Origin of the sequence: Allobosea sp. CRIB-10 (assembly GCF_900112185.1) — a bacterium.
In the GTDB taxonomy this organism is placed as follows: domain Bacteria; phylum Pseudomonadota; class Alphaproteobacteria; order Rhizobiales; family Beijerinckiaceae; genus Allobosea.
This window is the reverse complement of the sequence record NZ_FOKP01000024.1, coordinates 1-23,257: the sequence shown is the minus strand read 5'-3', so window position 1 is coordinate 23,257 and position 23,257 is coordinate 1. Positions and strand designations below refer to the sequence as shown.

The following is a 23,257-nucleotide window of genomic DNA, read 5'->3' as shown; positions in this document are numbered from 1 at the left end:
CCTCAGGGCGCCTTCTTCCCGTCAGCATCGAACTGCTTGAGATAGGCGACAAGGTCGGCGATGCGCTTGTCGTCCTTCAGCCCGGCATAGATCATCTTGGTGCCCGGCACCTTCGTCTTCGGGTCCTTGATGTATTCGGCGAAGGTGGCCTCGTCCCAGGTCAGGCCGGACGCCTTCATGGCGTTGCTGTAGCCGTAGCCTTCGCGCTCCGCCGCCTTGCGCCCGATGACACCGTTCATCACCGGACCGACCGTGTTTTTCGCAGTCTCGCCGATCTGGTGGCATGCCCGGCACTGGGCGTAGGTCTTCTCGCCGGCGGCGGCGTCCTGCGCCCTGGCCGGAGCCTGCGCAAGAAGGCCGAGGGCAACGAGAGCCAGCATCATCTTCATCATCACAGGGCTTTCCTCACTTCTGCGGCGCGAATGGGCTGACCCATCCGCCGCCCTGCTTCGGCGCTTCGGGCGGAAACGCCTTTTCGAGATAATCGAGCAGCACCTTGCGCATCTCGTCGTCGGGCGCTGGCATGGCGTGTTTGTCGGTCATCCAGGTCAGGGTTTCGTCCCAGCGGGCGCGGTTCATGCCCTGGCGGCCGACGACCTTCATCGAATGGCAGCCGACACAGTAGCCGAAGGTCTCGTCGCGTCCGGGAAGATCCGGAATGGATTCCGGCGTGTCCTCGGCCTGCGCAAAGGCGCTGACCGGGACGGTGAGAAGTGCGGCGGCGAACGCCACCGCCTTCAGTGCTTGGAAAGCTGCCATCGTCAGCCCACCAGCACGGCGATGCGATGCATCGGGTTAGAGCCGTAGCCCTGCGGGTTCCAGTTCGTGGCGACATGGGGTTGAGCTACGCCGCGAGAATCCGTCGCCTTCACCCAGAGCTCGAAATAGCCCTCGCTCGGCAGCTTGAGCGAGCCGGTCCAGCGCACCCAGTCGTAGCGGTTCTTCGGCTTGGCCAGCGTCATCGCATGCCAGCGCTGCCCGCCGTCGGACGAGACCTCGACCTTGGCGACCTCGTGATCGCCGGCCCAGGCCGCGCCGCGCAGCGAGACATCGCGGGCGGCTGCCGGCAGGCGCGTGCCGTTCGCCGGAGCCGTGATGATGGCGCGGACCGGCATCGAGGTCAGGTCGGTGAAGTTGGTCTTGCCGTCGGCGTTCGAGCCGGGAACGAGCGGTACTGTCGGCACGCGATAGGAGGTGCCGCCCATGCCCTGGCCATCATGCGGCGTCGAGCGAATGAGGATGCGATTCAGCCATTTCGAGGAGAGCGAGGCCGGCCAGCCCGGCACGACGAGGCGCAAGGGTCCGCCATGGATATGCGGGAGCGGTTCGCCGTTCATCGCCCAGACGATCAGCGAATGCGGCTCCAGCGCTTTCTCGATCGACATGCCGCGCGAGATCGCGTCCTTCGTGGTGTCGCCGGACAGATGCGGGTCGGCGCCGAAATGCCCGGTGAACTTGGCGCTGTCCTTCAGGCCTGCGGCTTTCAGCACATCGGCGAGGCGCACGCCGGTCCATTCGGCGCAGCCGGCGCCGCCGTTCGTCCACTGGTTGCCGCGCGCTGCCGGCTGGTAGAAAGAGCGGCCGTTGCCGCCGCATTCCAGCACCATGCGGAAGTTGTGGGCGGTGAAGCGCTTCTTCAGCTCGCCCAGCGTCAGCGTCAGCGGCTTGTCGACCTCGCCCTCGATCTTCAGCGACCAGGCATCGGCGTCCTTCGTCTCCTCGGGAAGCTGGCCGTTGTTGCGGATGAAGAATTTCGAGATCGGCGTGGTGTCGTCGTCGAGCAGGCTTTCGGGAGTCTCGGCCACGAGCGGCCGGTCGCCGAGCAGGGTCAGGCCCTTGTCCTTACCCGGATAGTCGAACGGCTGCGAGCCCTTCGCGGCCGCTGGGGCACCTTGCGCCGAGGCGGATGAGATCCCGCCATGCAAACGTGAACCGAGGGGCGCGCCGAGGCCGGCCGCGACGCCGATCGCGGCTAGGCTGCCGCCGAGCAGAATGCCGCGGCGGGAGGTCGGAGGTGTTTCGACGATGTGGGAATTTGAGTGGTCGTTGGACGCGGCATCCCGCGTGACTGCTTCTTCGAGCATGGCGTTTCTCCCGAGGACATATTCCTCGGCAGTCAAGACGCACGACCACGTCGAATTATTCCATTCTCCAACGAAAGTCGTAAGAGCTCAGGCCGCGCAAGGCCGACCCTTGGCTCTGCTCTCGTTCAGCGCCGCGACTTGCTGCGAGGCAGGACCGTCGTTCCTGAGCGACTTCGCGGCCAGTGCGGCGATCAGATCGAGACGTGCCTCGTCGAGGCCGACGCCGACCATGGCGTAGCCCAGATCGCCGCTGCGCCAAGCGCGGATCGAGATGCCGTTCTTCTCCGATCGGACGGGCTCCACGGCATTCGTCGGTGCCTGTCGCGATAACCATAGCCCGACCCGGCAGCCATTCGGCCCCTCATAGCCCGCAAAGACTTCGCCGCTCTTGGCGGTATCGGGCAACATGTCGAGGCGAACCAGACGCAGCGAGGCGGCCGACAGGTCTGGGAGGGCGCTCGATCTCGCGCCGGAGAGTTCGACGGAAACGGCAGCGGTGGCCGGGGCTTCGCGGCCCGCCAGCCATGGCCGATTGGCCGCCAGGGCGGCGCTCAAGTCCGCAGGGCTCGACCCCGACGCGAACCAGACGGCGGAGCCCAGGCCGGCGACGACCATCACTGCTGCGGCGAGAGCCGCCAGCCGGCGCGCCGCTGCAGTGACGCTTCGTCGGCGAAACGATGTCACAAAGGGCGGTGCCGTTTCCCGCGGCAGCCCGGTCACAGCTGCCCTCAGCTTCGCCAGCGTGGCAATCCTTGCCGCCAAAGCGGGATCGCCCGCCACGGCAGAGGCGACCGCCGCGGCATCCGCCGGCGCCAGTTCCCCATCGACATAGGCGTTGAGCTGTTCCCAGGACATGGCCTGCTCTTCCGTCATTACGTTATCGTCGCTCGACACGCGCTCGCCCTGTCGGCAACGTCGTCACGTTCCGTCCACCGATCTCGTCAAGGAGCGCCAGCCGCGCACGGCTCAACCGGCTCATGACGGTCCCGACCGGGACGCCGAGGATCTCGGCTGCTTCCGCATAGCGAAAGCCGGCGAGATCGACCAGTTCGATAATGTCGCGGTGTGTCGCGTCAAGTCTGTCGAGTCCCTGCTTGACGGTAATCTCCGCGATCAGCCGATCGTCGTGCCGCCAAGGTGTATCCAGCCCGGTTTCGACGTCACTATGGTCCGCACGGACCGAAGCCCTGCGTCGATCGTCGAAGAAGCCGTTCCGCAGGATCGCGAAAAGCCAGGATCGGATACCTGCCGCATCAGGGACTGTGTCGCTTGCCAAGGCCTTCATCGCGCAGGATTGCAGAAGGTCGGCGGCGCCGTCGCGGTCGCCGCTGAGACGCATGGCATAGCCGAACAGCCCCTGCCAGTTCTGCCTCAGAGCTGTTTCGACCGCGTCTCGCAGAGCGCCGTTCCTTCTTTGAACGCCGCAAAACTAGCTTGGATCGATCGCCATTGCGACCGCGATCTCCCGGCGCAATGCCTCGCCGAACAGACGCTCCCTGGCGGCTGCCGATGCGGCGAGATGCGTTGGGCTCGGGTGCGGGATCGCGATCATGGTGAGTTTCGGCCTTGCCGCAGCCAAGGCCGTCCGAAGGCTCTCCGCAACGCGGCCGGCGAGAACCACGACCTGCAGTCGCGGCAGGAGCGCGAGCAGCGCCGGTAAGTCCTGTGCCGCCGATTCGATATCCTTTCGCGTCGGTCGCCCGAGTTTCCCGTTGCGGCGTGGCAGCCGCCACGGCACCGCGTTCCAGATGACTGTTTCCCGTCTCGAGACCTGAAGCTTGTCGAGAAAGCGGGTCAGATTGCGCGCCGTTCCGGTCGGGTTGTCACGCGACGTCGTTCCGGTCGACGCCGAAGCCGGTCCGGGCGTCTCCAGGAAGACGAGCAAGTGCGCGTCGATGCCGCCGTCCAGGGGATCAAAGCGAGGCACGTCGCCACGCCGCTCCCGCAATGCGGCGGCATAGCGGTTCAGCGGCGCGATGTGCGTTGGATCGCCGAGCCAGTCCTCACTCATAATTCCGGCTGCTCACGCTTTGCTAATGTCTTCTCGTTCAGCAGCGCGCGAAAGGCCTGCGCTGCCCGTCCGACATAGCATTCCTTGTGGTGAAGCATCAGGAAGCGGCGCGGCGGTATCTCGGCCGGGATTTCGACCAAGATACCGGATCGCAGCGCGGTGGCGACGACGAGCCGCGACATCAGACTGGCGCCGGCGCCGGCCTCGACCGCGGCGCGTACAGCTTCGTTGGCGGGCAGTTCGAGCGCGATGTCGAGGCCTGCGAGCGTGCGTCCCGCCTGTCGCAGCACCGTCTCCAGAAGCTGCCGCGTACCCGAGCCCGGTTCGCGCAGGACCCAGGATGTCTCGCCGAACTCGTCCGGAGTGACCGCATCCCGTGCGGACCAGGGGTGCTCGGGCGCGACGACGATGCTCATCGCGTCGGCTGCGACAACCTCATGCGTTAGATGAGGATCGTCGACCTCGCCCTCGACGATCCCGATATCGGCTAGGCCGTCATGAATGGCGGCGGCGACAGTCTCGGTGTTGCCAATGACAAGCGGCGTCTCGATGCCGGGGTGGCGTTTGCGAAACGCGGCGAGCTTTGGCGGCAGCCAGTAGTTTCCGACCGTCTGGCTTGCAGCGAAGGAGAGCCGGCCGCGTTTCAGCCCGGCAAGATCGGACAGGATTTGCTCGCCAGCGGCAGCACGGGCGAGGATCGCCCGAGCCTCCAGAAGAAACATGCGCCCGGCGTCGGTCAACGCGATCCGCCTCCCGACGCGATCGAACAGTTTGACGTCGTGGCGATGTTCGAGCGCCGCGATCGCCGCGCTGGTCGCCGATTGAGTCAGGTTGAGATCGGAAGCGGCGCGCGTGACGTGCTCGCGCTCTGCCACGGCGACGAAGATGCGCAGTTGTTCGAGGGTCATCGGAACGCCTTGCCGGAATAAATCGCAGCGCCTGTGCGTTTCCTCATAATCCCTCCCGACAGCGAGCATACCTCATGACGAGCATCGAACCCGATCACAATCAGCCGCCGCCGCACCATTCCGACGCTCATCCTGCGCGCATCACGACCGACAGCTCTCGGCAGGGGCCGCAGGGAAAACGCATTCTGTATGTCCTCGTGGGCACGGTCTTCGGCTCGATCATCATCGTCGGCGCCATCTTCGTCTGGTTCGCAGCCAAGGGCTGAGCTCAGTCCGCGTCATCAATCGATATTATCGATTGAAACAAGATAAACAACCTGTTGGATAACTTGATCGCGGTGAGCGACACGTCACGCATCGAACGAACGGATGCCGCGATGACCCTGCAGAGCCCGACGAGAACACCTTTGAATTCCTCTTCGACGGGCGGTGCCCCGCGCATCTGGCCTGGAGTTCTGCTCTGCGCCGGCGTCTCGGCGCTCGCGCTGGGGATCGAACATGTCGAGGCCGGGTATTTCGGCCGGGCATGGCTAGAAGCACTCGTCATGGCGATCCTGCTCGGAACGGTGATCCGGTCTCTGTGGACGCCTGACAGTCGTTGGCGGCCCGGCATTTCGTTCTCGGCCAAGTCCCTGCTGGAGATCGCGGTGGTGTTGCTCGGCGCCTCGCTGAGCGCTGCGACGATCGCCGCGGCCGGCGCGGCCCTCCTCGTGGGCATCGCAGCCGTCGTCTTCGTCGCGATCGGGCTGAGCTACGCCATCGGCCGCCTGCTCGGTCTGCCACAGCGGATGGCCATCCTCGTCGCCTGCGGAAACTCGATCTGCGGCAACTCGGCCATTGCGGCGGTGGCACCCGTCATCGGCGCCGATGGCGACGATGTCGCGGCCTCGATCGCCTTCACGGCGGTGCTAGGCGTCATCGTCGTCCTTTGCTTGCCTCTCCTGATCCCGGCGCTGGGCCTCAGCATCCATCAGTTCGGTGTGCTTTCTGGACTGACGGTCTATGCCGTCCCGCAGGTGATCGCGGCGACGGCTCCCGCTGGGGCTGCGGCGATCCAGGTCGGCACGCTGGTCAAGCTCGTGCGCGTGCTGATGCTCGGCCCGGTCGTGCTGATCCTGTCGATGCTGTCCGGACGCCTGCGCGAAGAGACCGACGAACCTGCTCCGCATGTGACCGCCGGCGATCGCCCGCCGCCCAAGCGGATCGCCGTCCACCATCTCGTGCCGTGGTTCATCGTCGGCTTCCTGGTGATGGCAGCGTTCCGCTCGGCAGGCCTCATCCCGACCGTGCTGCTGACGCCTTTGGCAATGGTTGCGAACCTACTCACGATCGTCTCGATGGCGGCGCTGGGCCTCGGCGTCGACATCCGCTCGGTGGCCCAGGCCGGTCCTCGGGTCACAGGCGCGGTCGTCCTCTCGCTGCTGGCGCTCGCCGCCATCTCGCTCGGCCTCATCCATCTCATCGGCGTGGCGTGAGCCGGCGCCTCCGGAAAAACGAAAGGATCGACCCATGACCAATTTCAGCCGTCGCGAAATCGGGATCCTCGGCGCCGGACTTGCCGCCTCGCTTGCTACGCCGGCAAGCGCCGCCGAGCCTCTGCGCGTCTACGGCCCCGGCGGGCCGATGCCGGCGATGAAGGAGGCTGCCGCAACCTTCGGCAGGGCGCAGGGCATCGAGGTGCAGGGTGAAGCCGGCCCGCTTCCGGCCTGGAAGGACAAGGCGACCAAAGACGCCGACATGATCTTCAGTGGCTCCGAGGTGATGATGTCGGACTTCATCGAGGCGCTGCCTGACATCGATCCGTCAACCGTCCAACCGCTTTACCTGCGCGCCTCCGCGATACTGGTCCGGCCTGGCAATCCGAAAACAATCGGCGGCGTGAAGGCCTTGCTCGAGCCCGGACACCGCATTCTCGTCGTCAATGGCGCGGGCCAGCAAGGCCTGTGGGAGGATGTCGCCGGCCGGATCGGCCGCATCGCCGACGTCAAAGCGTTTCGCTCGAACATCGCGAAGGTCGCGAAGAACAGCGCTGATGCCCGTAAGGCGTGGACCGAGGACAGCTCGCTCGACGCCTGGCTAATCTGGACGATTTGGCAGGTCGCCAACCCGGCGCTCGCGGATGTCGTCGAAGTTGAGCCGGAGCTACGGATCTATCGCGACACGGGCATAGCCCTGACGAAGCTTGGGCAGATGCGACCGGAAGCCAAGCGGTTCGTGGAGTTTCTCGCCTCGGCTGAAGGCCAGCGCATATTCGTCAGATGGGGATGGATGCGCGCATAGAGGAGCGCGACTGGTAGCCCGACAGTCGGCCGCGTCAAGTCGCCGGGTAGCAGACATTCCAGATGTCGGCTTTGGGCCATTTTCGCATTGGCCGCAGCGCCCCGAGCTGACGGATAGGGTCGATTGCCGCAGCATGCGAGGCCAAATCTCGCGACAGCCGCGCTTGACTCGGATCGGACGTTGTTCTCATTATGTTCTTATAAGCGAGAGCGCATCGATGTCCGCCAAGCCAGCGAACCAACCAGCCGAGGACACCACGCTCGACGCCGAAGTGACCGCCATCGTCACGGATTTGCTCGAAGAGCACGGGTCGGAAAGGGCTGCGCTCCGCGCCCTCGCGCATGACTTCATCGTGCTGCAAGCGGACGCTGATCGATCGGTTTCGCGGGGTTACCTGCGGGGCTTGTTCTCGCAGGATGCACGGCCAGACGCGGAGAAGGAGTGATGAGCCCGAGTCCGCTGCTGCTATCGCCGGCACTGCTGAGCCCGGCGATCTATCTGCCCGTCTATCTTCAAGCCGTCCGGGCCGGTTTTCCGTCGCCCGCGGACGACTATCTCGACGCGCCGATCGACCTGTCCCGAACGCTTATCCAGAACGCGCCCGCAACCTTCATCATGACGGTGGCGGGCAACAGCGCCGTCGATGTCGGCATCTTCGACGGCTCGCTGATCACGGTCGATCGTAGCCTGCTCCCGCGAGACGGCGACCCGGTGGTGGTCGACGTCAACGGCGAGCGGTCGATCAAGATCTTCCGGCTGTCGGGCGGTCGCTCGAGCCTCGCCTACGGGAACCGGGACTACCCCGACTACGACCCTGGCCCGGATGCCGAGATCGATATCTTCGGGGTCGTCACCAACGCCGTGCGTCGCTTCAGGCGATGACAAAGTCCTTCGCCCTGATCGACGGCAACAGCTTCTACTGCTCCTGCGAGCGGGTGTTCGACCCCAGGCTCAAAGGCAAGCCGGTCATTGTGTTGTCCAACAACGACGGCTGCGCGGTCGCCAGGACGGCAGAAGCCAAGGCGCTTGGGATCAAGATGGGCGCGCCGATGTTCACGATCCGCGATCTGGTAAAGCGCGAGAGCGTTTGCGTCTTCTCCTCGAACTACACGCTCTACGGCGACATGAGCCGGCGGATGAACGCCGTCTATGAGCGCTTCGCCTCCGACATCGAGGTCTACTCAATCGACGAGAGCTTCCTCGACATGACGCCGATCGCGCCGGCGCATCGCGAGGAACTGGGGCTGGATCTGTGCTCGACGGTATCGACCTGGACGGGCGTGCCGACCTGCGTCGGGATCGGACCGACCAAGACGCTGGCGAAGCTTGCCAACAAGATCGCCAAGAGCACGCCTCAGCTTCGCGGGGTGTGCGACCTGACGAGCGTGGAGGCGCGGCGGGAGTGGTTGCCGCTGTTTCCACTGGAGGACATCTGGGGCATTGGCCGCGCCAGCCAGGCCAAGCTCGCTGCGTCCGGTTGCCGAACGGCCGCCGACGTGGCGTCGCTCGACCCCAAGCTCGCGCGTCAGACGCTGACCGTCGTCGGCGAGCGCATCATCCATGAGATGCGCGGGACGCCCTGCATCGATCTCGAAGCGGTCGCGCCCACTCGGAAAGGCTGCGCGGTGACGCGTTCATTTGCCGGCCGGGTGAATGACCTCGACATGATGCAGGAGGCAATCGCGACGCATGCGACCCGCCTCGGTGAGAAGCTCCGGCGTCACGGCCTGGCGACGGACCACGTCACGGTGTTTTTCCACACCTCGCCGCACGATAGCGGACCGGCGCGGAGCGTTTCGACGACGGTGGATTTCCCCGAGGCTAGCAACGACACACTGATCCTGATCCGAGCAGCAAAATGGGGCGTCCGCCGCATCTGGAAATCCGGCTACCCTTACGCGAAAGCCGGACTGATGACGGTCGACCTCGTGTCGCTTGAGGCGTCGCAGCGCGCCCTGATCGGTTCCCTCGATCGCGACAAGGCCAGCCGGCTGATGGCGGCGCTAGACGCCTGCAACGCAAGGCATGGGCGCGGCACCGTGTTCTCCGCGTCCGCCGGAATCGCACGGCAGCAGAAGGCCTGGACCACTCGGTTCGATATGAGGTCGCCGCGCTACACGACGCGGATCGATGAGGTCCCGGTGGTGGGAGTTGCGGCATGAGTGCGTTCGTCCATCAGGTTGAGATCAAGCTGTCCGAGGCCGCGGCGACCGAGCGTCTGCGTCGGATCGAAAGCTGGTGCGCGGGCTGGGAGATCCGCTTCCATGTGGTGGATCGCCAACCGGGCTCCGAGCATGTCCGGCTGGCCTTTGAGGAGCACCGCCTGGCGCGGGCGTTTGTCTGCCATTTCGGCGGCGTGCTTATGGACGGGTGCAAGGTTGAAGCCGCCATGGAGAAGGACGCGCCTGACGAAGATGCCTTATACCGCATAGCGCGGGAGAGCGACGGCGAATGAGCCGTCGCAGCTACCCTACGACGCCGGATGGCCGCTACTTCATCGTCGCCGGAAGACTATGGCGATCGACCAATCCCGCACTGCCCGAGGCGAAGCGCCTGCGCCTCGTCGACGAACTCATGGACGCGCGCCGGGCCGTGAAGGATGCCAAGGCGGGCAAGGGCGACCTGAAGGCCGCCAGGGCTGCTGTCGACGCGGCGAAGGTCGCGCTGGGCGAGCGCGGGGCGGTCTGGTGGGACGATGGCGCGCCCGACTACAACCGGCATCTTGCCAGGAACACGCCCTACGCGGACTGGGCCACGGCCCTGAAACGTTGACCTACCACTCGGACTCGGGGCGGCCAATCTTGCTGTAACCTGGCTGAAGACCGGTTCGCTTTGCCACCTGTCGGGCGACGCGCACCCAGAACCTGGCGGCCGCCCTGTCGCCGGCCTCTACGGCGATCCGCTTGATCGCCTTGGCGGTGTAGTAGCCCGCGCCGCCCTCGTTCTCGACGAGCCGGGTTGCCTCGGTGTCGACGAGGGCCTGATAGTCGCGGCGGCGGGCCAGCCAGGAGAAGAGCATGTGCAACCTCTACAGCCATACTCGCAACGTCGAGGCGATGCGCAAGCTCTTCGCTCCCTTCGACAGCGCCGGCGTGAACATGCCGCCCCAGCCCGCGATATTCCCTGACTATGCCGCGCCCATCCTCCGCAATGAAGAAGGCGGCCCAAAACTCGCGATGACGCGCTGGGGCATGCCGTCGTCAAAGCAGGCTATCTATCAGGCGGCGTCGAAACGGGCTGACAAGCTGCGTGCCAAAGGCAAGGAGGTCGATTTCAACGAGCTCCTGCGCATCGAGCCCGATGGTGGAACAACAAACGTCCGCAACACCTCGAGCGCCCATTGGAAGCCGTGGCTTTGCGTCGCGAACCGCTGCCTGGTCCCGTTCACGTCGTTCAGCGAGTTCGACCACGGTTCGAAGCATGACATCTGGTTTGCCTTCGGCAAGGAAAGGCCGACCGCGTTCTTCGCGGGCATCTGGAGCGCCCAGTGGACGGGCGTTCGCAAGATCAAGACCGGGGTCGAGACGATCGACCTCTATGCCTTCCTCACGACCGACCCCAACGCAGAAGTCGGCGCTGTTCACCCGAAGGCGATGCCGGTGATCCTCACCACGCCCGAGGAGTGCCAGGCGTGGCTGACGGCACCTTGGGAACAGGCGAAGGCACTTCAAAGACCATTGCCGGACGGAGCGCTTCAGGTGGTCGCGCGTGGCGTGATGAAGGATGGCGAGGTCGGCGATATGGATTAGCGGCAAGACCCTCTGGTGCCTGCTGCGAAGCCATTTGGCGGCGAGAACTGCAGCTCGGGCGTCTGGGCACTCCATCGCTCTCTCGAGGGGTGAAGGCGAAAGGCGGCATCGCAATGAGCCGCACCCTATTCCCGCGATCTTCTCTAGGTGGACGGCAACGAACGAGAGTACGAGCGGGCTTAGCAGGACAAAGCAAAAGCCTCGGAACCCAATCCAGGGAACCCCCGTGGAGCTGAGCCGACGCGCCGTTTCCGGGTCACGGACTGGACCGGACGAGTGGAATGAAAACGAATAATGGGAAGGTCTTTGCAGCCGGCGACGAGGCGTTGCCGGGAGCGGAGGATCTCTCGCGATATGCCCGCACCTATGCGCAGCTCGGCGACCATGCCGAGCGCCACTTTCTGCTGTGGCAGCTCTCGACCGCCCATGCGAAGCTGCTGGAGCAGGATGGCGACCTGATCCATGGCGAGTTCGCCGGGCTGAACGGGCGCCAGCTGGCCGAAGGCGCAAGGGCGCAGGCGCGGTTCTTCGCGTTCATGCTGGCGGAAGCGCCGGCGCAGCGTGACGAGCATCTCGAGCGCAAGATCACCGTCTATGAGGCGATGATCTTCGAGGATGACGAGATGGCGCGCTCGCACACGGCGGTGATGGTCGAGGCGGCGATGCATGCCGATGCACGAAGGCTCGGCATCAACCTCACCAAGGTCGCGATCGAGCCCGGCTCGACGAGTCGGCATTGAGGGGGACGCCGCCATGAGCTTCCTCTTCTACGACCTCGAGACCTCGGGGCTGGCGCCTGCCTGGAATGTGCCGTTGCAGGCGGCCTTCGTAACGACCGACGGCGATCTTCACCCTCTGCGCGAGACCGTGCTGCGGGCGCGGTTGCCCGCCCATGTTGTGCCTGCTCCTGACGCCCTGCTCGTCACCGGCCTCGACCCAGACTGGCTCGAGGCCGCGCCGCTGTCGCAGCTCGAGCTTATGGGGACGATCGCCGGCATCCTCGAGGCCGCCTCACCGGCGGCGATCATCGGCTTCAACACGATGGCCTATGACGAGGAGGTGCTGCGCCACGGCTTCCTCCAGACGCTGCTCCCGCCCTATGCGACCTCGATGCCAGGGTTGGCCCGTGCCGACGTGCTGATCATGCTGCGCGCCGTGGCGATGCTGGCGCCCGGCGTCGTCACCATCCCGGTGACGCCGGCAGGGAGGCCTTCGATGCGGCTGGGGCCGGCCTGCCGTGCCAACGGCATCGCCTTCGACGAGGCTGACGCCCATGACGCGTTGAATGACGTTCATGCCACGATTGCGCTGTTCAGGCTCCTGCGCGAGCGCGCACCCACCATCATCGCGGCGATGATGGCCAATGCCCATAAAAGCGGGTCGGTCGGACTTTTGACTCGCCCCGGAACGCTCGGGCTCGGTTTGTTCAACCATATGATCCCGATCGGCGGCATCATGCCTACGCCAGGGAACGCGTCGTCCTGGGCCGTCGCCGATTTGACGATCGATCCCGCCTATCTCGACGCCACGCCGGAGCAGCTCGGCGAAATGCTGTTTGCGAAAGGCGAGCGCCCGATCCGGCTGGTCAAGACCAATGCCCAGCCGATACTTTTGCCCTGGGAGATGACGGCTCCCGCCGCACAGGAAGAGCTCCCGCCGGATGGCGAGCTGCAGGCCCGTCTGGCCCGGATCCGCGGCCATGCCCGCTTCCGCGACAACCTCGCGATCGCGCTCGCCGGGCGCTTCGCCGGCAAGGAGCCGAGCCCGTGGCCGGATGACAGCCTCTATAGCGGTGGCTTCATCAGCCGCGAGGACGCGATCACCTCGCGGCGCTGGCATGAGGTCCCCTGGGACCAGCGCGTGCAGCTCGGCCGCGAGCTGCTGGGCGACGTCAGGCTGAAAGCCTTCGCCAATCGCTGGGCCTGGCTCGAAGCGCCAGGCGAGCTCTCCGCCGCCGAGCGCGAGAAAGGGGCGGCGTGGTTCGCGCATCGTCTCGACACCCAGGACGACATGCCCTGGCTCACGCGCCCGGCCGCTATGCGGCGCATCACAGCGCTGAAGGCCGGGTCCAGCCCAGGCGATGCTGCCCGGGTCCGTCAGCTCGACGCGATCGAGCGCTGGCTGGCCGGGCGCGGCACGCCATTGCCGCGCGCCGCCTGAACCACAGCACCATGGCCGACATCAGGATGGCGCCCCCGCGTGGGGCGCCTTTCTCGTTTTCAGCGAACGGAGGTGAAGCGCAGCCGATGGGGCTGTGACCCACGAGAACAAGACCATGACCGACTACGACAAGGACCGGAGCCTCGCTCCGATGGAAGCCGCCGGCGACACCGGCAGCCAGAACCCGCAAGGTTCGATCAGCGATCCGCTCGCCGCCGTCACGGGGGCCATTGGTGATGACCCCACCCTCGCCGAGCTCATCGCCTTCCGCGACAGCTCCCCAGATCTCAAGCGCTTTGCCATCGAGGCGAAGCGCTGCGAGGACGAAGCCGAGCGGCTCTGGTTCCGGCTCAGCGAAGGCAACCACGTCAAAATGGCCCGGATCAGCCTGAAGATCGTGGCCTTGAGCTGCACCGCGATGGTCGCGATCTGGCCGGTCGATACCGTCGAGGACGCCGACGCCAAGAAGGCGGCGGCGAAAGCGACCGCTTTCCATGGCGACAACACGGATTATGGCCAGGCGCCATCCCTCGATGCCGAGACGGCCGAGCGGATCAGGCTGCACCGCGCCGCCTTCGCGGTCGGTGAGCTCATCGTCCCTACCGGCCCGGCGGCTCCCGCCGCGGCCGATCGCGGGCTCGCCACCTGGCCGCTGTCGCGCTTCGATCTGGTCGACACGGTACCGCTTGAAGGCGGCGACGCTTCGATCGCAGGCCAGCAGCTCATGCGCTGGTCGGCCTTCGTCGATGACTATCCGAGCCTCTCCGATCTGGTCGATCGCTTCGCGCGGATGATCGCGACGGCCGACCGGCTCATGGTCCTGGCAGGCACCACCTCCGAGGATCCTCGCCCGCTGCGCCGTGCGGCCGAGGGTGCGCGCCTGCTCGCCTATCTCGCGGCGGCGCGGGCAGCGATCTGGCCGGCGATGGAGCACTCCGCCGATGCGCAGGCAAAGCACCGGCTGGTCGCGCTCGTCAACGAGCGGGCCTGTCGAGGCGACGCCCTGCATCAGCAGGCGGCCATCCGCCATCTGATCAGCGAGGCGAATTGGATCGCGAAGCAGTTCAGGCTTGGCGCCACGCTGGAACTCGTACCGATGTGGCTGCCCGTGGTCTGACGGAACAAGCACCGCAAGGCCTGATGGAGGCGTCCCCGGCGGGGACGCCTCTGTCCATGGCAGAGGGAGGGATGACGCGGCCAGATGGTCGTAACCCCATAGGAAAGTTCCCTCAAATGACCAAGAATGACCAGGATGGCGGGCGCTCGCTCGCCAGGCGCAGCGCAGGCCTCGTGGAGGAGCCCGGCAACCGGGCGCTGCGCGATCCGATTGCGATGGCGGTCGAGATCATCAGCGGCGATGACCCGAGCGTCGGCGAGTTGTCGGCCTTCCGGCGCCAGCCGATCGACCTGAAGGCGGCGGCGCGCAACGCAAAAAGCCTGTCGAACGAGGAGTTCCGGCTCAATCTCGCCAAAGAACTCGGCGAGCGCGAGTACGACCTCGCCTGCGCCGGGCTCCAGATCATGAGCCTGAGCCTGGTCGCGCTGACCGCGATCTGGCCCGCGGACAATCTGGACAGCGCCGAGGCCAAGCTCGCCCTCGGCGAGGCGACCGGCGCCCTGCACCATCGCCGCGACAAGAGCTTCGTCTCGACGATGGACGCGACGCTGGCGCGCCGCCTGCGCTGGAAGCGCACCGCCTTCAGCGTGCCGGCGCTCATGTTGCCGCCGGCACCGCCGGCGCCAGCGAGCGACAGCCGCGGGCTGGCCGAGTGGCCGCTCGAGCGCTGGGAGCTCTCCGCCGGCCTGGAGCTGCGCGGCGGCTTGCCCGCATTCGCGCACAACCAGATCGCGGAATGGGTCGGCTATGCCAGCGCCGCGCCCGATCTCGGCCACCTGCTGCAGCGGGCCCGGCGCCTGTTCGAGACCTGCGACCGCCTGATCGCGCTGGCCCAGCGCGGTCCGGAGAACGCGAGCGAGCTGATGGTCGCGGCCGAAGGTGCACGCATCGCCGGCTACCTCGCCGCGGCGCAGGTTATGATCTGGCCCGTGCACAACCGCGCCGCGCTGGCGACCAAGAAGGAGATCGTCGCGCTGATCAACCTGCGCGGCGAGATGGGCGATCCCGCCCACATGCAGGCGGCAATCCGGCACGTCACGGCGGATGCCGCCTGGGTCAAATCGCTACCGCCGGACAGCCGCGACCGGCTTGTCTTCGAGTGGAGTGCCCTGGTGTAGCAGGCGCGCGGCACAGGCCATCTAAGGCCAAACAAGGGAGGCGTCCGCTTGCGGGCGCCTCTTCGCTTTTCGGGAACGGAGGAACTGGGCAGCCGCGTGGCTGTGACCCCCAACGAACCTGGGACGATAACATGAACACCATCAACGCGATGTCGCTCGCCGACATCGAGCTCGACCTGCCGCTTCGAGCTGTCACCGACGACCTCGCCGGCTTCGCCAACCACCTCTCACTCAAGTCCGGGCTCGAGCAGGGCTATGCCGCCTTCGCTTCGAAAGCCTTCTCGATCGGCGAGATCAGCTCCCGCGCTTTCGGTTACGCCGACGAGGTGACGCGCTTCGTCGGGCTGGCCGGCACCTCCGACCGCCAGCAAGTGGCTTACCTCTTCGACGCGCTGATCGCGCTCTCGCTGCTCGACGCCGCCGCGACCCTCACGGTCGCGCTCGCCCCGCCGCGCACGCAGGTCGACTTCGCGGCCCGTCGGCGCGTCCTCGACGACGTCATCGCGGCTGTCGGGGGCGACCAGGCGTTCGCAGCGCTCGCCCACAAGGCGTTCGCCTATCCGGGCATGGCCGACACCGGCCATGCGGACCTCAGCTTCGACACTGCTACGGTGCCCGGCCTCGACGAGGTCCGGGACGATCAGCCGGCGATGCTCGGCCTCGAGCAGGGGCTGAGCCTCATGAGCTTCCTGCGCAACCTCGCGCCCGTGAACACGCTGATCGAGCGCGCCGGCCTGCAACTCGACGATGCCGATCGCTTCGCGGTTGCCAGCGAGGCCGACGAGATCGATCGCGAGCGGCTTGATCGGCTTCAGGGCGCATGCCACGGTGCCAGGCTGCTCGCTGCGGCCGATCTGGCGCGGGCCGGCCTGATCGCCGCCGTCGCCGCCGAGGACAACGAGACGTCTGGAGACCGCATCAACGCGATCGCCGATCGTCTTCGAGATGAGCGACTGTGCGACGTCGTCCTGTTCGCACAGGCCGCCGCCGAGCGGCTGAAGGAGCTTCGGCTCATGCAGCGCCGGATCGCCGACCGCGACCGACAGCGCTGACCGGCGCACCCTGCGGAAACACCGCCCATCGCGATGGAGGGCGCCGCCGTTTGCGGCGCCCTTCTGCGATTCCAGGGATGACGGGGACAAGCGTAGCCGACCGGCTAGGACCCCCATGAGAAGCAACCATGCATATCGACATTTTCCAGCCGACCCTGCCGCACCGTGTGGGGCCGGACAAAGATGAGCGCCAGCGGGATGCTGCGGGGACGACCTGCGGACAGCTTCCGCTCGTTCACGTGACCGACGAACTCGAGGCGCTGGAGCAGCTCATCGACGATGACGCGCGGCCACTGCAGCGCTTCGCTGCCGTCTGGCGCGACCGACCCCCGCTGGTGGCCATCCGCGCTCGTGCCCGCTTCCATACCGATGAGATTGGCCGCCTGCTCGGTCAGGTGCACGAGGGGCAGATCATGGCCTCTGCCGAGGTCCTCGGTTGCGCCAAGGCATTGGCGCTGCTGATCGACTGCGCCAATATCGCCACGATCCTGATCGCGCCGCGGGATGACGAGGATCACCGCGCGCTCGCAAGCATCCGCCGCGCCCTGCGCGCGCAGGCGAGACGCTCGCGCGACGCGGCGCTCCGACACAGGACGGACATGATCTGCGGCGGCGCGCTTGTCGCGATGAGCGAGCAGAACCTTCGCCAGCCCCGGCTGCCGCAGGCGTCGCCCGATGCGCTCTCCGCACAGCCAGGCGAGGCAGCGGCCTATCCGCTCGCGCTGGCGCCGTCGTTGCGGCTCTGGCTGGAGACGGGGATCGATCCCGGCGACGCGCTAGCCGGCGCGCGCGCCCTGCTGGCGCAGGTCGACCTCTGGCGGCGGGTTCAGCGACGTGTGAGCGAGCCAGCGCTGTTGGATGCCGCGATCCGGGGCGCGTTGCTGGTGGCCTATGCAAGGCTGGCACGGCTGGTCCTGTGGCCGGCTCGCGACGCTGACGAGGTCGCGATCCAGCGCAAGGCGCTCGATCTGATCGCGCCGCGCCATCGCGATCCCGATCATCTGCGCGCTGCCATCGAATGGGCAGCAGCCCGCGACAGCCACCAAGAGGCGGTATGAGGCCACCAGACCTCGAACAGCGAAGGATTTGCGAAGGCGCGACGGTCACCGTCGCGTCTTTGATCGTGATGGCAGGGCCTTGGGTGCAGCTCGACCGAGCCGACCCACTGAGACCAACACCATGACTGACGATCATCCCGAGTATGTCCATCCTCCTCGCGCCGAGCGCCGGCGCAGCCAGCGCTTCGTCTCCCCCGCTCAAACGCCTGTCCGTGGCGCCGGGACGCCGGAGCCTTTGCCGGCCGGCGCGTTGGCGGCACCTCGCGAGATCGCGATCTTCGACCACAGCGCGCTGCTGCGCCAGCTCGAGCTGATCTATGGCCGGCGCTACATGTTCGACGACGAGGTCGAGCTCGGCCTGCCGCAGCCGTCGCTGAGCAATGAGGAGCAGTTGCGCCTCGACAAGCTGCGCTGGCTCGCCGATGACGAGCGCGGTCCGCTGCGTCCGCTTCTGTTTGGTTCACAGGTCATGCGCGACCGTCTGGCCGAGGCGAGACTGACCTGCCCGAATTTTGTGACCGTGATCGACCTGATCGACCGGGCGGTTGCGCTCTCCGTTTTGACCGAAACCGCGCTCGTGGTGCCGCCGATTTTGCTGCTGGGGCCACCCGGGGTCGGCAAGACCCATGCGAGCAAGGCGATCGCCGCGTCGCTGGGCACGGCGATCCAGGCGATCTCCTGCGCGACCAACAGCGATTGCCAGCAGTTGGTCGTCGGGCACCCGACCTCGTGGCGCGGGGCGCGCATGGGCGTCGTGAACGAGGCGCTGCTCGGCGCCGACTCCGCGCAGCCCGTACTCCTGCTCGACGAGATCGACAAGTTCGAAAGCCATCGCGACGAGCAGCCCTACGCCGTTTTGCTCAACCTGCTCGAGCCGCAGAACAGCGACGCGATCCTGGACGAATATCTGCGCGTACCCTTCGACCTATCGCGCATGATCATCATTGCGACCGCCAACGACGTCGATCGCCTGCCAGCCTTCATCCAGGACAGGCTGCTGATGGTCGAGATCGCGCCGCCCCTCGGCGCTGATTTGCTCGTCATCACCCGCCGGATCGTCACGGAGGCGGGCGGCGCGATCACAGTGCCAGGAGACGGGGTCATCGCCCGCCTCGCGCGCGCCCATCCGCGGCAGATCAAACGGATCGTGCGGTTGGCGCTGGGCTACGCGGCTGGGGCCGGCCGCAGCCATCTCACCGTGACGGATGTCGAGGCGGCCGAGCGGCTGGCGGTCGGGACGGCCACGCGCGGCCCGATCGGGTTCCTGCAGGCGCGAGGGTGAGGTCCAGGGAACGGCTGTGGGACAAAGCGACGGGTTGAGGGTGAGAACGGGAATGCCCCCGGGAAACCCTGTACGGAGACGACAAGACAATGACGACCATCAATCACAGCATCACCACGACGGTCCCAGCGAAGCGCGCCGTCGGCAGCAGGCTGCTGCCGGAGGGGTCCGCCGGCGCGGTCACCGAATGGTACCCGACACGGTGGCCACGTGTCGGCGGCAAAGCTGTCCTCAAGCTGCCTGACGACGCCTTCGTCACGGAGCGCTTCCTCACCGCCTACAGGCCCGGCAAGCTGGTGTTCGGCTACTGCGCCGGCTGCGGCGAGGACAACCGGATGCCCGTCGCGACCGGGCTTCTGGGTCTCGCGCGTCGCCTCCGGATGGGCGTGCACAAGGTCTCGGTCACCGCGCAGGTCAATCTGCGCGATCGCATGCGCGAGCTCAATGCCGACAGGTACGGCGCGCTGACCACCAGCGTCGACGGACATCTCTGCTCCGACCTCGGCTATGATAACTGGATGCTCCAGCACATCCTGCCGCCGAGCGGCCCGCTGCCGGGCTCGCCGGTCACCCTCGCGGAGCGCTCGCTCGCGATCCGTCTGCCGCACGACCTGTCGGTGCGCGAGTTCGACAAGCGCCTGCACAGCCGAATGCGCAACGCCGCGCTCAATCCCTGGCTGGCGAGCCAGGCCGGGCAGGCGCACTGTGCCCTGCTCGGGGTCAATCCGGCCGAGCTCATGCGCGCGACCGGCTACGGGTTCGGCGAGGTCAAGCGGGCGAGCGTCGCGCAGGAGTTCTACTTCTTCCGCCCCAAGAGCCGCGACGCCGAGCGTCTCCTGCGCATCGTCGAGCTCATCATCTACGACCACGTCGTCAACCCGCGGCGCCGGGTCGCCGCGAGCTGGAAGTCGAGGGGGCAAGGCTATGGGACCGGCTTGAGGCCGTCCATCTGAGCACGGCACGAACCGACTGGTGTCAGGCGCATCCATTCACTCTCGGAGGTGCCTGCTCGGGATGCCAGTCCGTCAGTCGGTATGGTCGCGAGTGTCCGAGGCGCGTACGACGTCCGATTCTAACGGCTCGGTCGCGTCCGGTTTGAGTTCGAGATCGTAGCGCGGATAGCATTCGATGATCTTCTTCAGTTCCGCCGCGCTGGGCGCATAATAGCCGTCGCTGGCATCCTTGGCGGTGTTGTGGCCGGTGATCGCATTGCTCTTTCGCTTGACGATCCCGGCATCCTCAGCGCGTGTGATGAAGGTATGGCGCCAGCCGTGGTTCGGGCTGAGGCTTGGATCCAGCGTGACCTGCTCGCGAATCCATTCCGAGAGTTCGCTCGCGCGCTGCTCCTGCTGGGTGCGGGTGGCGCCGGGCTTTTGGGGCACGTCGCCGCAGAACAGGTAGCCTGACGGAGCCTTGGCGTGGAAGTCGAGCAGGCCCTCCTCGATCAGCGCGGGGTGAAGCGGGACGCGCCGGGCGATGTCGATCTTGGTCTTGGGGAAGTTGATCATCCAGATCTCGCCGTCGCGATAGATATCGTCCTTCGTCACCCAGCAGGTTTCCTGGATCCGGCAGCCCGTGTAGGCGCAAATCCAGGGAGCCCAGCGCCGCGATGCCGACGCCCGTGGCATCCTGGCGTTGAAGCGGGCCTGCCGCGCGGCAAGCAGGATGGCGGCGATCTCGCTGTCGCGGAACCGCTTCTCCCGGGTGACCGTCTTCTTGTCTTCGGGAAGCCTGATCTTGTAGGCAGGGTTTGACGCCAGGAGCCTCCCGGCCAGAGGGGTCGTCGCCCACCCCAGGACCGACGAGACTGCAACGAGATCATTCTTGTTGATGGTCGCGGCTGGAATGGTCTTCTGACGCTCTCTGGCGAACGCCAGGACATCGTCAGGCGTCATCAGCCTGACGTCCCTCTGGCCCCAGAAGCTGATCAGCGCCTCGATCGAGAAACCATAGCGGCGAAACGTCGAGGGCGAGCGCGAGGTGGCGTGCTCCGCTTTCCATGTGGCGAAGAGCTTCTCCATTGTCAGAACGCCGCGCGGCGCAGCTACAGGACCCGGCGTCGCAGGCGTCGGCGCGTTCCAGGCGGGCAGCCCCGCGCCGAAGAGGTCGCTGAAGTCGAGACTGGTCAGCCGGCGAGTCGCCATCTCCCCGAAAGCGTCCGCAGCCTGATCCATGACCTCGAGCGTTTTGCCGCGGGACGTCTCGTCGACGAGGATCTGCTTGCGGGCGATTTCGCTGTCGACGAGCCGGCCGTAAAGCTGTTCGAGCGCGACCGCGCGCTTGGCGGGATCAGTTTCATATTTCAGGGACCAGGCGGCGAGGGCCTTCGGATCGTACAAATCGATCGCGGCCAGGAGTTCGGCCGTCTTCTCGTCAGCCGGTCGCGCAGGGATGCCGTCCAGCGTTTCGTCGGTCGGCGCCGTGCCGAGGTGATGGGCGACATTGGCGTCGAACTCGGTGGTCGTCGCCTCGATGGCGTCCAGGAAACTGTCGTCGGTCTCGAGATCGCGCACCGCCTCCCGGTAGATGTCGCCGACGAGCGCGGTCCGCTGGGTGCGCGTCAGCGGCTGCGGACCTTTGGCGAGCGCGTCGAAGTACTGATCGAGCGCGTGGGCCGCCAGGCGAAACCGCGTCTTGGCGGTCTCGGGATCCTTCGTCCTGAGCGACACGAACACCTTGTCGGTGACGGTCACGGTGGCGTGGGCATCGCCGATGGGGAGCGTGAGCAAGCGGCCGCGCGCGGTGTCGCGCAGCGCCTTCTTCACCTTCACGTTGAGGTAATAGGATCCCGACTTGGTAGCGAAGGGACGGGGCATCGAAAGGGCCATGGTGTGAAACCGCGGTGTGAAAGCGGATATCAGCCAAACCCTTATCAATGCTTAACTCTTTGGCGCCAAAGGCGAAAAAGAGTGGTGCCCAGGAGAGGACTCGAACCTCCACGCCCTTGCGAGCGCCAGCACCTGAAGCTGGTGCGTCTACCAATTCCGCCACCTGGGCAACGGCGGTTCGTTTACGGGGGCCGAACGCGCCTGTCAACGGGCGAAGCCGGCTTTTTGACAATAGCGTGTCGGCCGCGCTGGAGGCGGCGTCTCACCGCCTTCACAGCCGCGCTGCTATGCACTAGGACAGGCACAATAGAGCCAGTTTTCAGCGCTTCCAAACGGAGCTTCGCGTCATCATGACGGTCCTGCCTCCCGCTTCGCAACTCGTCACGGTCTTCGGCGGCTCTGGCTTCCTAGGGCGGCATGTCGTGCGGGCGCTGGCACGACGCGGCTATCGCGTGCGCGCCGCCGTGCGCCGCCCGGACCTCGCCGGCTTCCTGCAGCCGCTCGGCAGCGTCGGCCAGGTCACTGCGGTGCAGGCCAATCTGCGCTATCCCGATTCGGTCGCGGCCGCCGTCAAGGGCGCCGATGCGGTGATCAACCTCGTCGGCATCCTGCGCGAGAAGGGTCGGCAGAATTTTTCCTCGGTGCAGGCGCAGGGCGCGCGTAGTGTGGCGCAGGCCTGTGCGACTTTCGGCGTCGACCGGCTGATCCAGGTCTCGGCGCTCGGCGCCGATGCCGATTCGAAGTCGGCCTATGCCCGCAGCAAGGCCGAAGGTGAGGCCGCGGTCCACGGACTGGTGAAGCAGGCGATCGTCCTGCGCCCCTCGGTGATGTTCGGACCGGAAGATACTTTCTTCAACCGCTTCGCCTCGCTGGTGCGCATGCTGCCGGTGCTGCCGCTCGCCGGCGCCGAGACGAAGTTCCAGCCGGTCTTCGTCGGCGACGTCGCCGAGGCGATTGCACGCGCCGTCGAAGGCAAGGCCGAGGGTGGCCGGGCCTATGAGCTCGGCGGTCCGGAGGTGAAGACGCTGCGCGAACTCGTCGACTATGTCTGCGAGGTCACCGGCCGCAAGCGCCTGATCGCGCCGATGCCGTTCGGCCTCGCCCGCCTGCAGGGCCAGATCCTCGAGATCGCGGACATGCTGACGCTGGGCCTCATGCCGAACGAACTCGTCCTGACGCGGGATCAGGTCAGCCTGCTGGAGAGCGACAATGTCGTCTCCGCGGCGGCCGGGAAGGAAGGCCGCACCTTGCATGGGCTCGGCATCGCTCCGGTCTCGTACGAGGCCGAGGTACCCGGCTATCTCTGGCGCTTCCGCAAGGCCGGCCAGTTCGCCACCGCTCGCGCCAGCTGAGCGGGGCTACCGGCCGCGCCGGAGCGCGATTCATCATCTTCGGCTCGATACGAAATCCGGACCGATGCAGCCCCCTCTCCATCTCTCCCCCGTTCCGGGAGAGAGAGGCGCTCATTCCGGCCGCGTCGCGGCAGGAGGAAGCGCGGGAGCCCTCTCCCGGAACGATTCCTCTGCGAAACGCGGCTGAGGCCGATTGTTTGGGGTGCTGGTTTGGTGGGCGGTCTTCAGCGGCTGGCTTGGAGGGCTCGCAGTCGGCCC

27 protein-coding genes and 1 tRNA gene are annotated in these 23,257 nt (G+C 66.5%); 18 read left to right on the top strand and 10 right to left on the bottom strand.

The window, feature by feature from the left end:
• Positions 1 to 2: 2 nt before the first annotated feature.
• The 7 genes from BMZ69_RS24060 to BMZ69_RS24030 all read right to left on the bottom strand — a co-directional run bounded on the left by BMZ69_RS24060 (position 3) and on the right by BMZ69_RS24030 (position 5,003).
• On the bottom strand, positions 3 to 389 hold the full coding sequence (locus tag BMZ69_RS24060) for a c-type cytochrome (RefSeq protein ID WP_175506952.1): 387 nt from the start codon (positions 387 to 389) through the stop codon (positions 3 to 5).
• 16 nt (positions 390 to 405) lie between these two features.
• Complete coding sequence (locus tag BMZ69_RS24055; protein ID WP_139219160.1) at positions 406 to 732, bottom strand: hypothetical protein; 327 nt, start codon at positions 730 to 732, stop codon at positions 406 to 408.
• A 29-nt stretch (positions 733 to 761) separates the two neighbouring features.
• On the bottom strand, positions 762 to 2,084 hold the full coding sequence (locus tag BMZ69_RS24050; protein ID WP_092161655.1) for a sulfite oxidase: 1,323 nt from the start codon (positions 2,082 to 2,084) through the stop codon (positions 762 to 764).
• A gap of 87 nt (positions 2,085 to 2,171) precedes the next feature.
• Positions 2,172 to 2,957 (bottom strand): anti-sigma factor, encoded by a 786-nt coding sequence (locus BMZ69_RS24045; RefSeq protein ID WP_092161654.1) that lies wholly within the window; start codon positions 2,955 to 2,957, stop codon positions 2,172 to 2,174.
• 4 nt (positions 2,958 to 2,961) lie between these two features.
• On the bottom strand, positions 2,962 to 3,483 hold the full coding sequence (locus tag BMZ69_RS24040) for an RNA polymerase sigma factor (protein WP_092161653.1): 522 nt from the start codon (positions 3,481 to 3,483) through the stop codon (positions 2,962 to 2,964).
• 30 nt (positions 3,484 to 3,513) lie between these two features.
• The gene (locus tag BMZ69_RS24035; RefSeq protein WP_092161651.1) at positions 3,514 to 4,095 is read right to left on the bottom strand and encodes a uracil-DNA glycosylase family protein; all 582 of its coding nucleotides are present in this window, start codon (positions 4,093 to 4,095) and stop codon (positions 3,514 to 3,516) included.
• A complete protein-coding gene (locus BMZ69_RS24030) occupies positions 4,092 to 5,003 on the bottom strand; it encodes a LysR family transcriptional regulator (protein ID WP_092161650.1) in 912 nt (303 codons plus the stop codon). The genes BMZ69_RS24035 and BMZ69_RS24030 overlap by 4 nt, the downstream gene beginning before the upstream one ends.
• Positions 5,004 to 5,077: 74 nt before the next feature.
• On the opposite strand from BMZ69_RS24030, the gene BMZ69_RS24025 reads away from it, so the two are divergent.
• From BMZ69_RS24025 to BMZ69_RS23990, 8 genes are all read left to right on the top strand, one after another.
• Entirely contained in the window at positions 5,078 to 5,269 is a 192-nt protein-coding gene (locus BMZ69_RS24025) for a hypothetical protein (RefSeq protein ID WP_092161649.1), read from the top strand.
• Between the two features lie 141 nt (positions 5,270 to 5,410).
• The gene (locus tag BMZ69_RS24020) at positions 5,411 to 6,478 is read left to right on the top strand and encodes a YeiH family protein (RefSeq protein WP_244543508.1); all 1,068 of its coding nucleotides are present in this window, start codon (positions 5,411 to 5,413) and stop codon (positions 6,476 to 6,478) included.
• 34 nt (positions 6,479 to 6,512) lie between these two features.
• Complete coding sequence (locus BMZ69_RS24015) at positions 6,513 to 7,283, top strand: substrate-binding domain-containing protein (RefSeq protein ID WP_092161648.1); 771 nt, start codon at positions 6,513 to 6,515, stop codon at positions 7,281 to 7,283.
• Between the two features lie 217 nt (positions 7,284 to 7,500).
• The gene (locus BMZ69_RS24010; protein ID WP_092161647.1) at positions 7,501 to 7,728 is read left to right on the top strand and encodes a hypothetical protein; all 228 of its coding nucleotides are present in this window, start codon (positions 7,501 to 7,503) and stop codon (positions 7,726 to 7,728) included.
• The gene (locus tag BMZ69_RS24005) at positions 7,728 to 8,165 is read left to right on the top strand and encodes a LexA family protein (protein ID WP_092161646.1); all 438 of its coding nucleotides are present in this window, start codon (positions 7,728 to 7,730) and stop codon (positions 8,163 to 8,165) included. The genes BMZ69_RS24010 and BMZ69_RS24005 overlap by 1 nt, the downstream gene beginning before the upstream one ends.
• Positions 8,162 to 9,445: a Y-family DNA polymerase gene (locus BMZ69_RS24000; RefSeq protein WP_092161645.1), complete on the top strand. Its 1,284-nt coding sequence runs from the start codon at positions 8,162 to 8,164 to the stop codon at positions 9,443 to 9,445. Before BMZ69_RS24005 ends, BMZ69_RS24000 begins: the two co-directional genes overlap by 4 nt.
• Entirely contained in the window at positions 9,442 to 9,738 is a 297-nt protein-coding gene (locus BMZ69_RS23995) for a hypothetical protein (RefSeq protein WP_092161644.1), read from the top strand. Before BMZ69_RS24000 ends, BMZ69_RS23995 begins: the two co-directional genes overlap by 4 nt.
• Entirely contained in the window at positions 9,735 to 10,055 is a 321-nt protein-coding gene (locus BMZ69_RS23990; RefSeq protein ID WP_092161643.1) for a hypothetical protein, read from the top strand. The genes BMZ69_RS23995 and BMZ69_RS23990 overlap by 4 nt, the downstream gene beginning before the upstream one ends.
• Before the next feature lies 1 nt (position 10,056).
• Here the strand turns inward: BMZ69_RS23990 and BMZ69_RS23985 are convergent, their stop codons facing one another.
• A complete protein-coding gene (locus tag BMZ69_RS23985) occupies positions 10,057 to 10,302 on the bottom strand; it encodes a hypothetical protein (protein ID WP_092161641.1) in 246 nt (81 codons plus the stop codon).
• Between BMZ69_RS23985 and BMZ69_RS23980 the strand changes: the two genes are divergently transcribed.
• From BMZ69_RS23980 to BMZ69_RS23940, 9 genes are all read left to right on the top strand, one after another.
• Positions 10,301 to 11,032 (top strand): SOS response-associated peptidase, encoded by a 732-nt coding sequence (locus tag BMZ69_RS23980; RefSeq protein ID WP_092161640.1) that lies wholly within the window; start codon positions 10,301 to 10,303, stop codon positions 11,030 to 11,032. The two genes, BMZ69_RS23985 and BMZ69_RS23980, sit on opposite strands and share 2 nt — an antisense overlap.
• 281 nt (positions 11,033 to 11,313) lie before the next feature.
• The gene (locus BMZ69_RS23975) at positions 11,314 to 11,772 is read left to right on the top strand and encodes a hypothetical protein (protein ID WP_092161630.1); all 459 of its coding nucleotides are present in this window, start codon (positions 11,314 to 11,316) and stop codon (positions 11,770 to 11,772) included.
• A gap of 13 nt (positions 11,773 to 11,785) precedes the next feature.
• The gene (locus tag BMZ69_RS23970; RefSeq protein ID WP_175506949.1) at positions 11,786 to 13,192 is read left to right on the top strand and encodes a hypothetical protein; all 1,407 of its coding nucleotides are present in this window, start codon (positions 11,786 to 11,788) and stop codon (positions 13,190 to 13,192) included.
• Positions 13,193 to 13,307: 115 nt separating this feature from the next.
• Entirely contained in the window at positions 13,308 to 14,309 is a 1,002-nt protein-coding gene (locus BMZ69_RS23965) for a hypothetical protein (RefSeq protein ID WP_092161628.1), read from the top strand.
• A gap of 116 nt (positions 14,310 to 14,425) precedes the next feature.
• A complete protein-coding gene (locus BMZ69_RS23960) occupies positions 14,426 to 15,427 on the top strand; it encodes a hypothetical protein (protein WP_092161627.1) in 1,002 nt (333 codons plus the stop codon).
• 131 nt (positions 15,428 to 15,558) lie between these two features.
• Positions 15,559 to 16,479, top strand: a complete 921-nt coding sequence (locus BMZ69_RS23955; RefSeq protein ID WP_092161626.1) for a hypothetical protein — start codon at positions 15,559 to 15,561, stop codon at positions 16,477 to 16,479.
• 128 nt (positions 16,480 to 16,607) lie between these two features.
• Positions 16,608 to 17,537: a hypothetical protein gene (locus BMZ69_RS23950; RefSeq protein WP_092161625.1), complete on the top strand. Its 930-nt coding sequence runs from the start codon at positions 16,608 to 16,610 to the stop codon at positions 17,535 to 17,537.
• Between the two features lie 235 nt (positions 17,538 to 17,772).
• A complete protein-coding gene (locus BMZ69_RS23945; protein WP_175506948.1) occupies positions 17,773 to 18,819 on the top strand; it encodes an AAA family ATPase in 1,047 nt (348 codons plus the stop codon).
• A gap of 89 nt (positions 18,820 to 18,908) precedes the next feature.
• Entirely contained in the window at positions 18,909 to 19,772 is an 864-nt protein-coding gene (locus tag BMZ69_RS23940) for a hypothetical protein (protein ID WP_092161623.1), read from the top strand.
• A gap of 72 nt (positions 19,773 to 19,844) precedes the next feature.
• Here the strand turns inward: BMZ69_RS23940 and BMZ69_RS23935 are convergent, their stop codons facing one another.
• Positions 19,845 to 21,635 carry a DUF6538 domain-containing protein gene (locus BMZ69_RS23935; RefSeq protein ID WP_348272489.1) on the bottom strand — a complete coding sequence of 597 codons (1,791 nt, stop codon included), beginning with the start codon at positions 21,633 to 21,635 and terminating at the stop codon, positions 19,845 to 19,847.
• A gap of 94 nt (positions 21,636 to 21,729) precedes the next feature.
• Positions 21,730 to 21,816 (bottom strand) — tRNA-Leu (locus tag BMZ69_RS23930).
• 181 nt (positions 21,817 to 21,997) lie between these two features.
• Between BMZ69_RS23930 and BMZ69_RS23925 the strand changes: the two genes are divergently transcribed.
• Positions 21,998 to 22,999 carry a complex I NDUFA9 subunit family protein gene (locus BMZ69_RS23925; protein ID WP_092161620.1) on the top strand — a complete coding sequence of 334 codons (1,002 nt, stop codon included), beginning with the start codon at positions 21,998 to 22,000 and terminating at the stop codon, positions 22,997 to 22,999.
• Positions 23,000 to 23,257 lie beyond the last annotated feature (258 nt).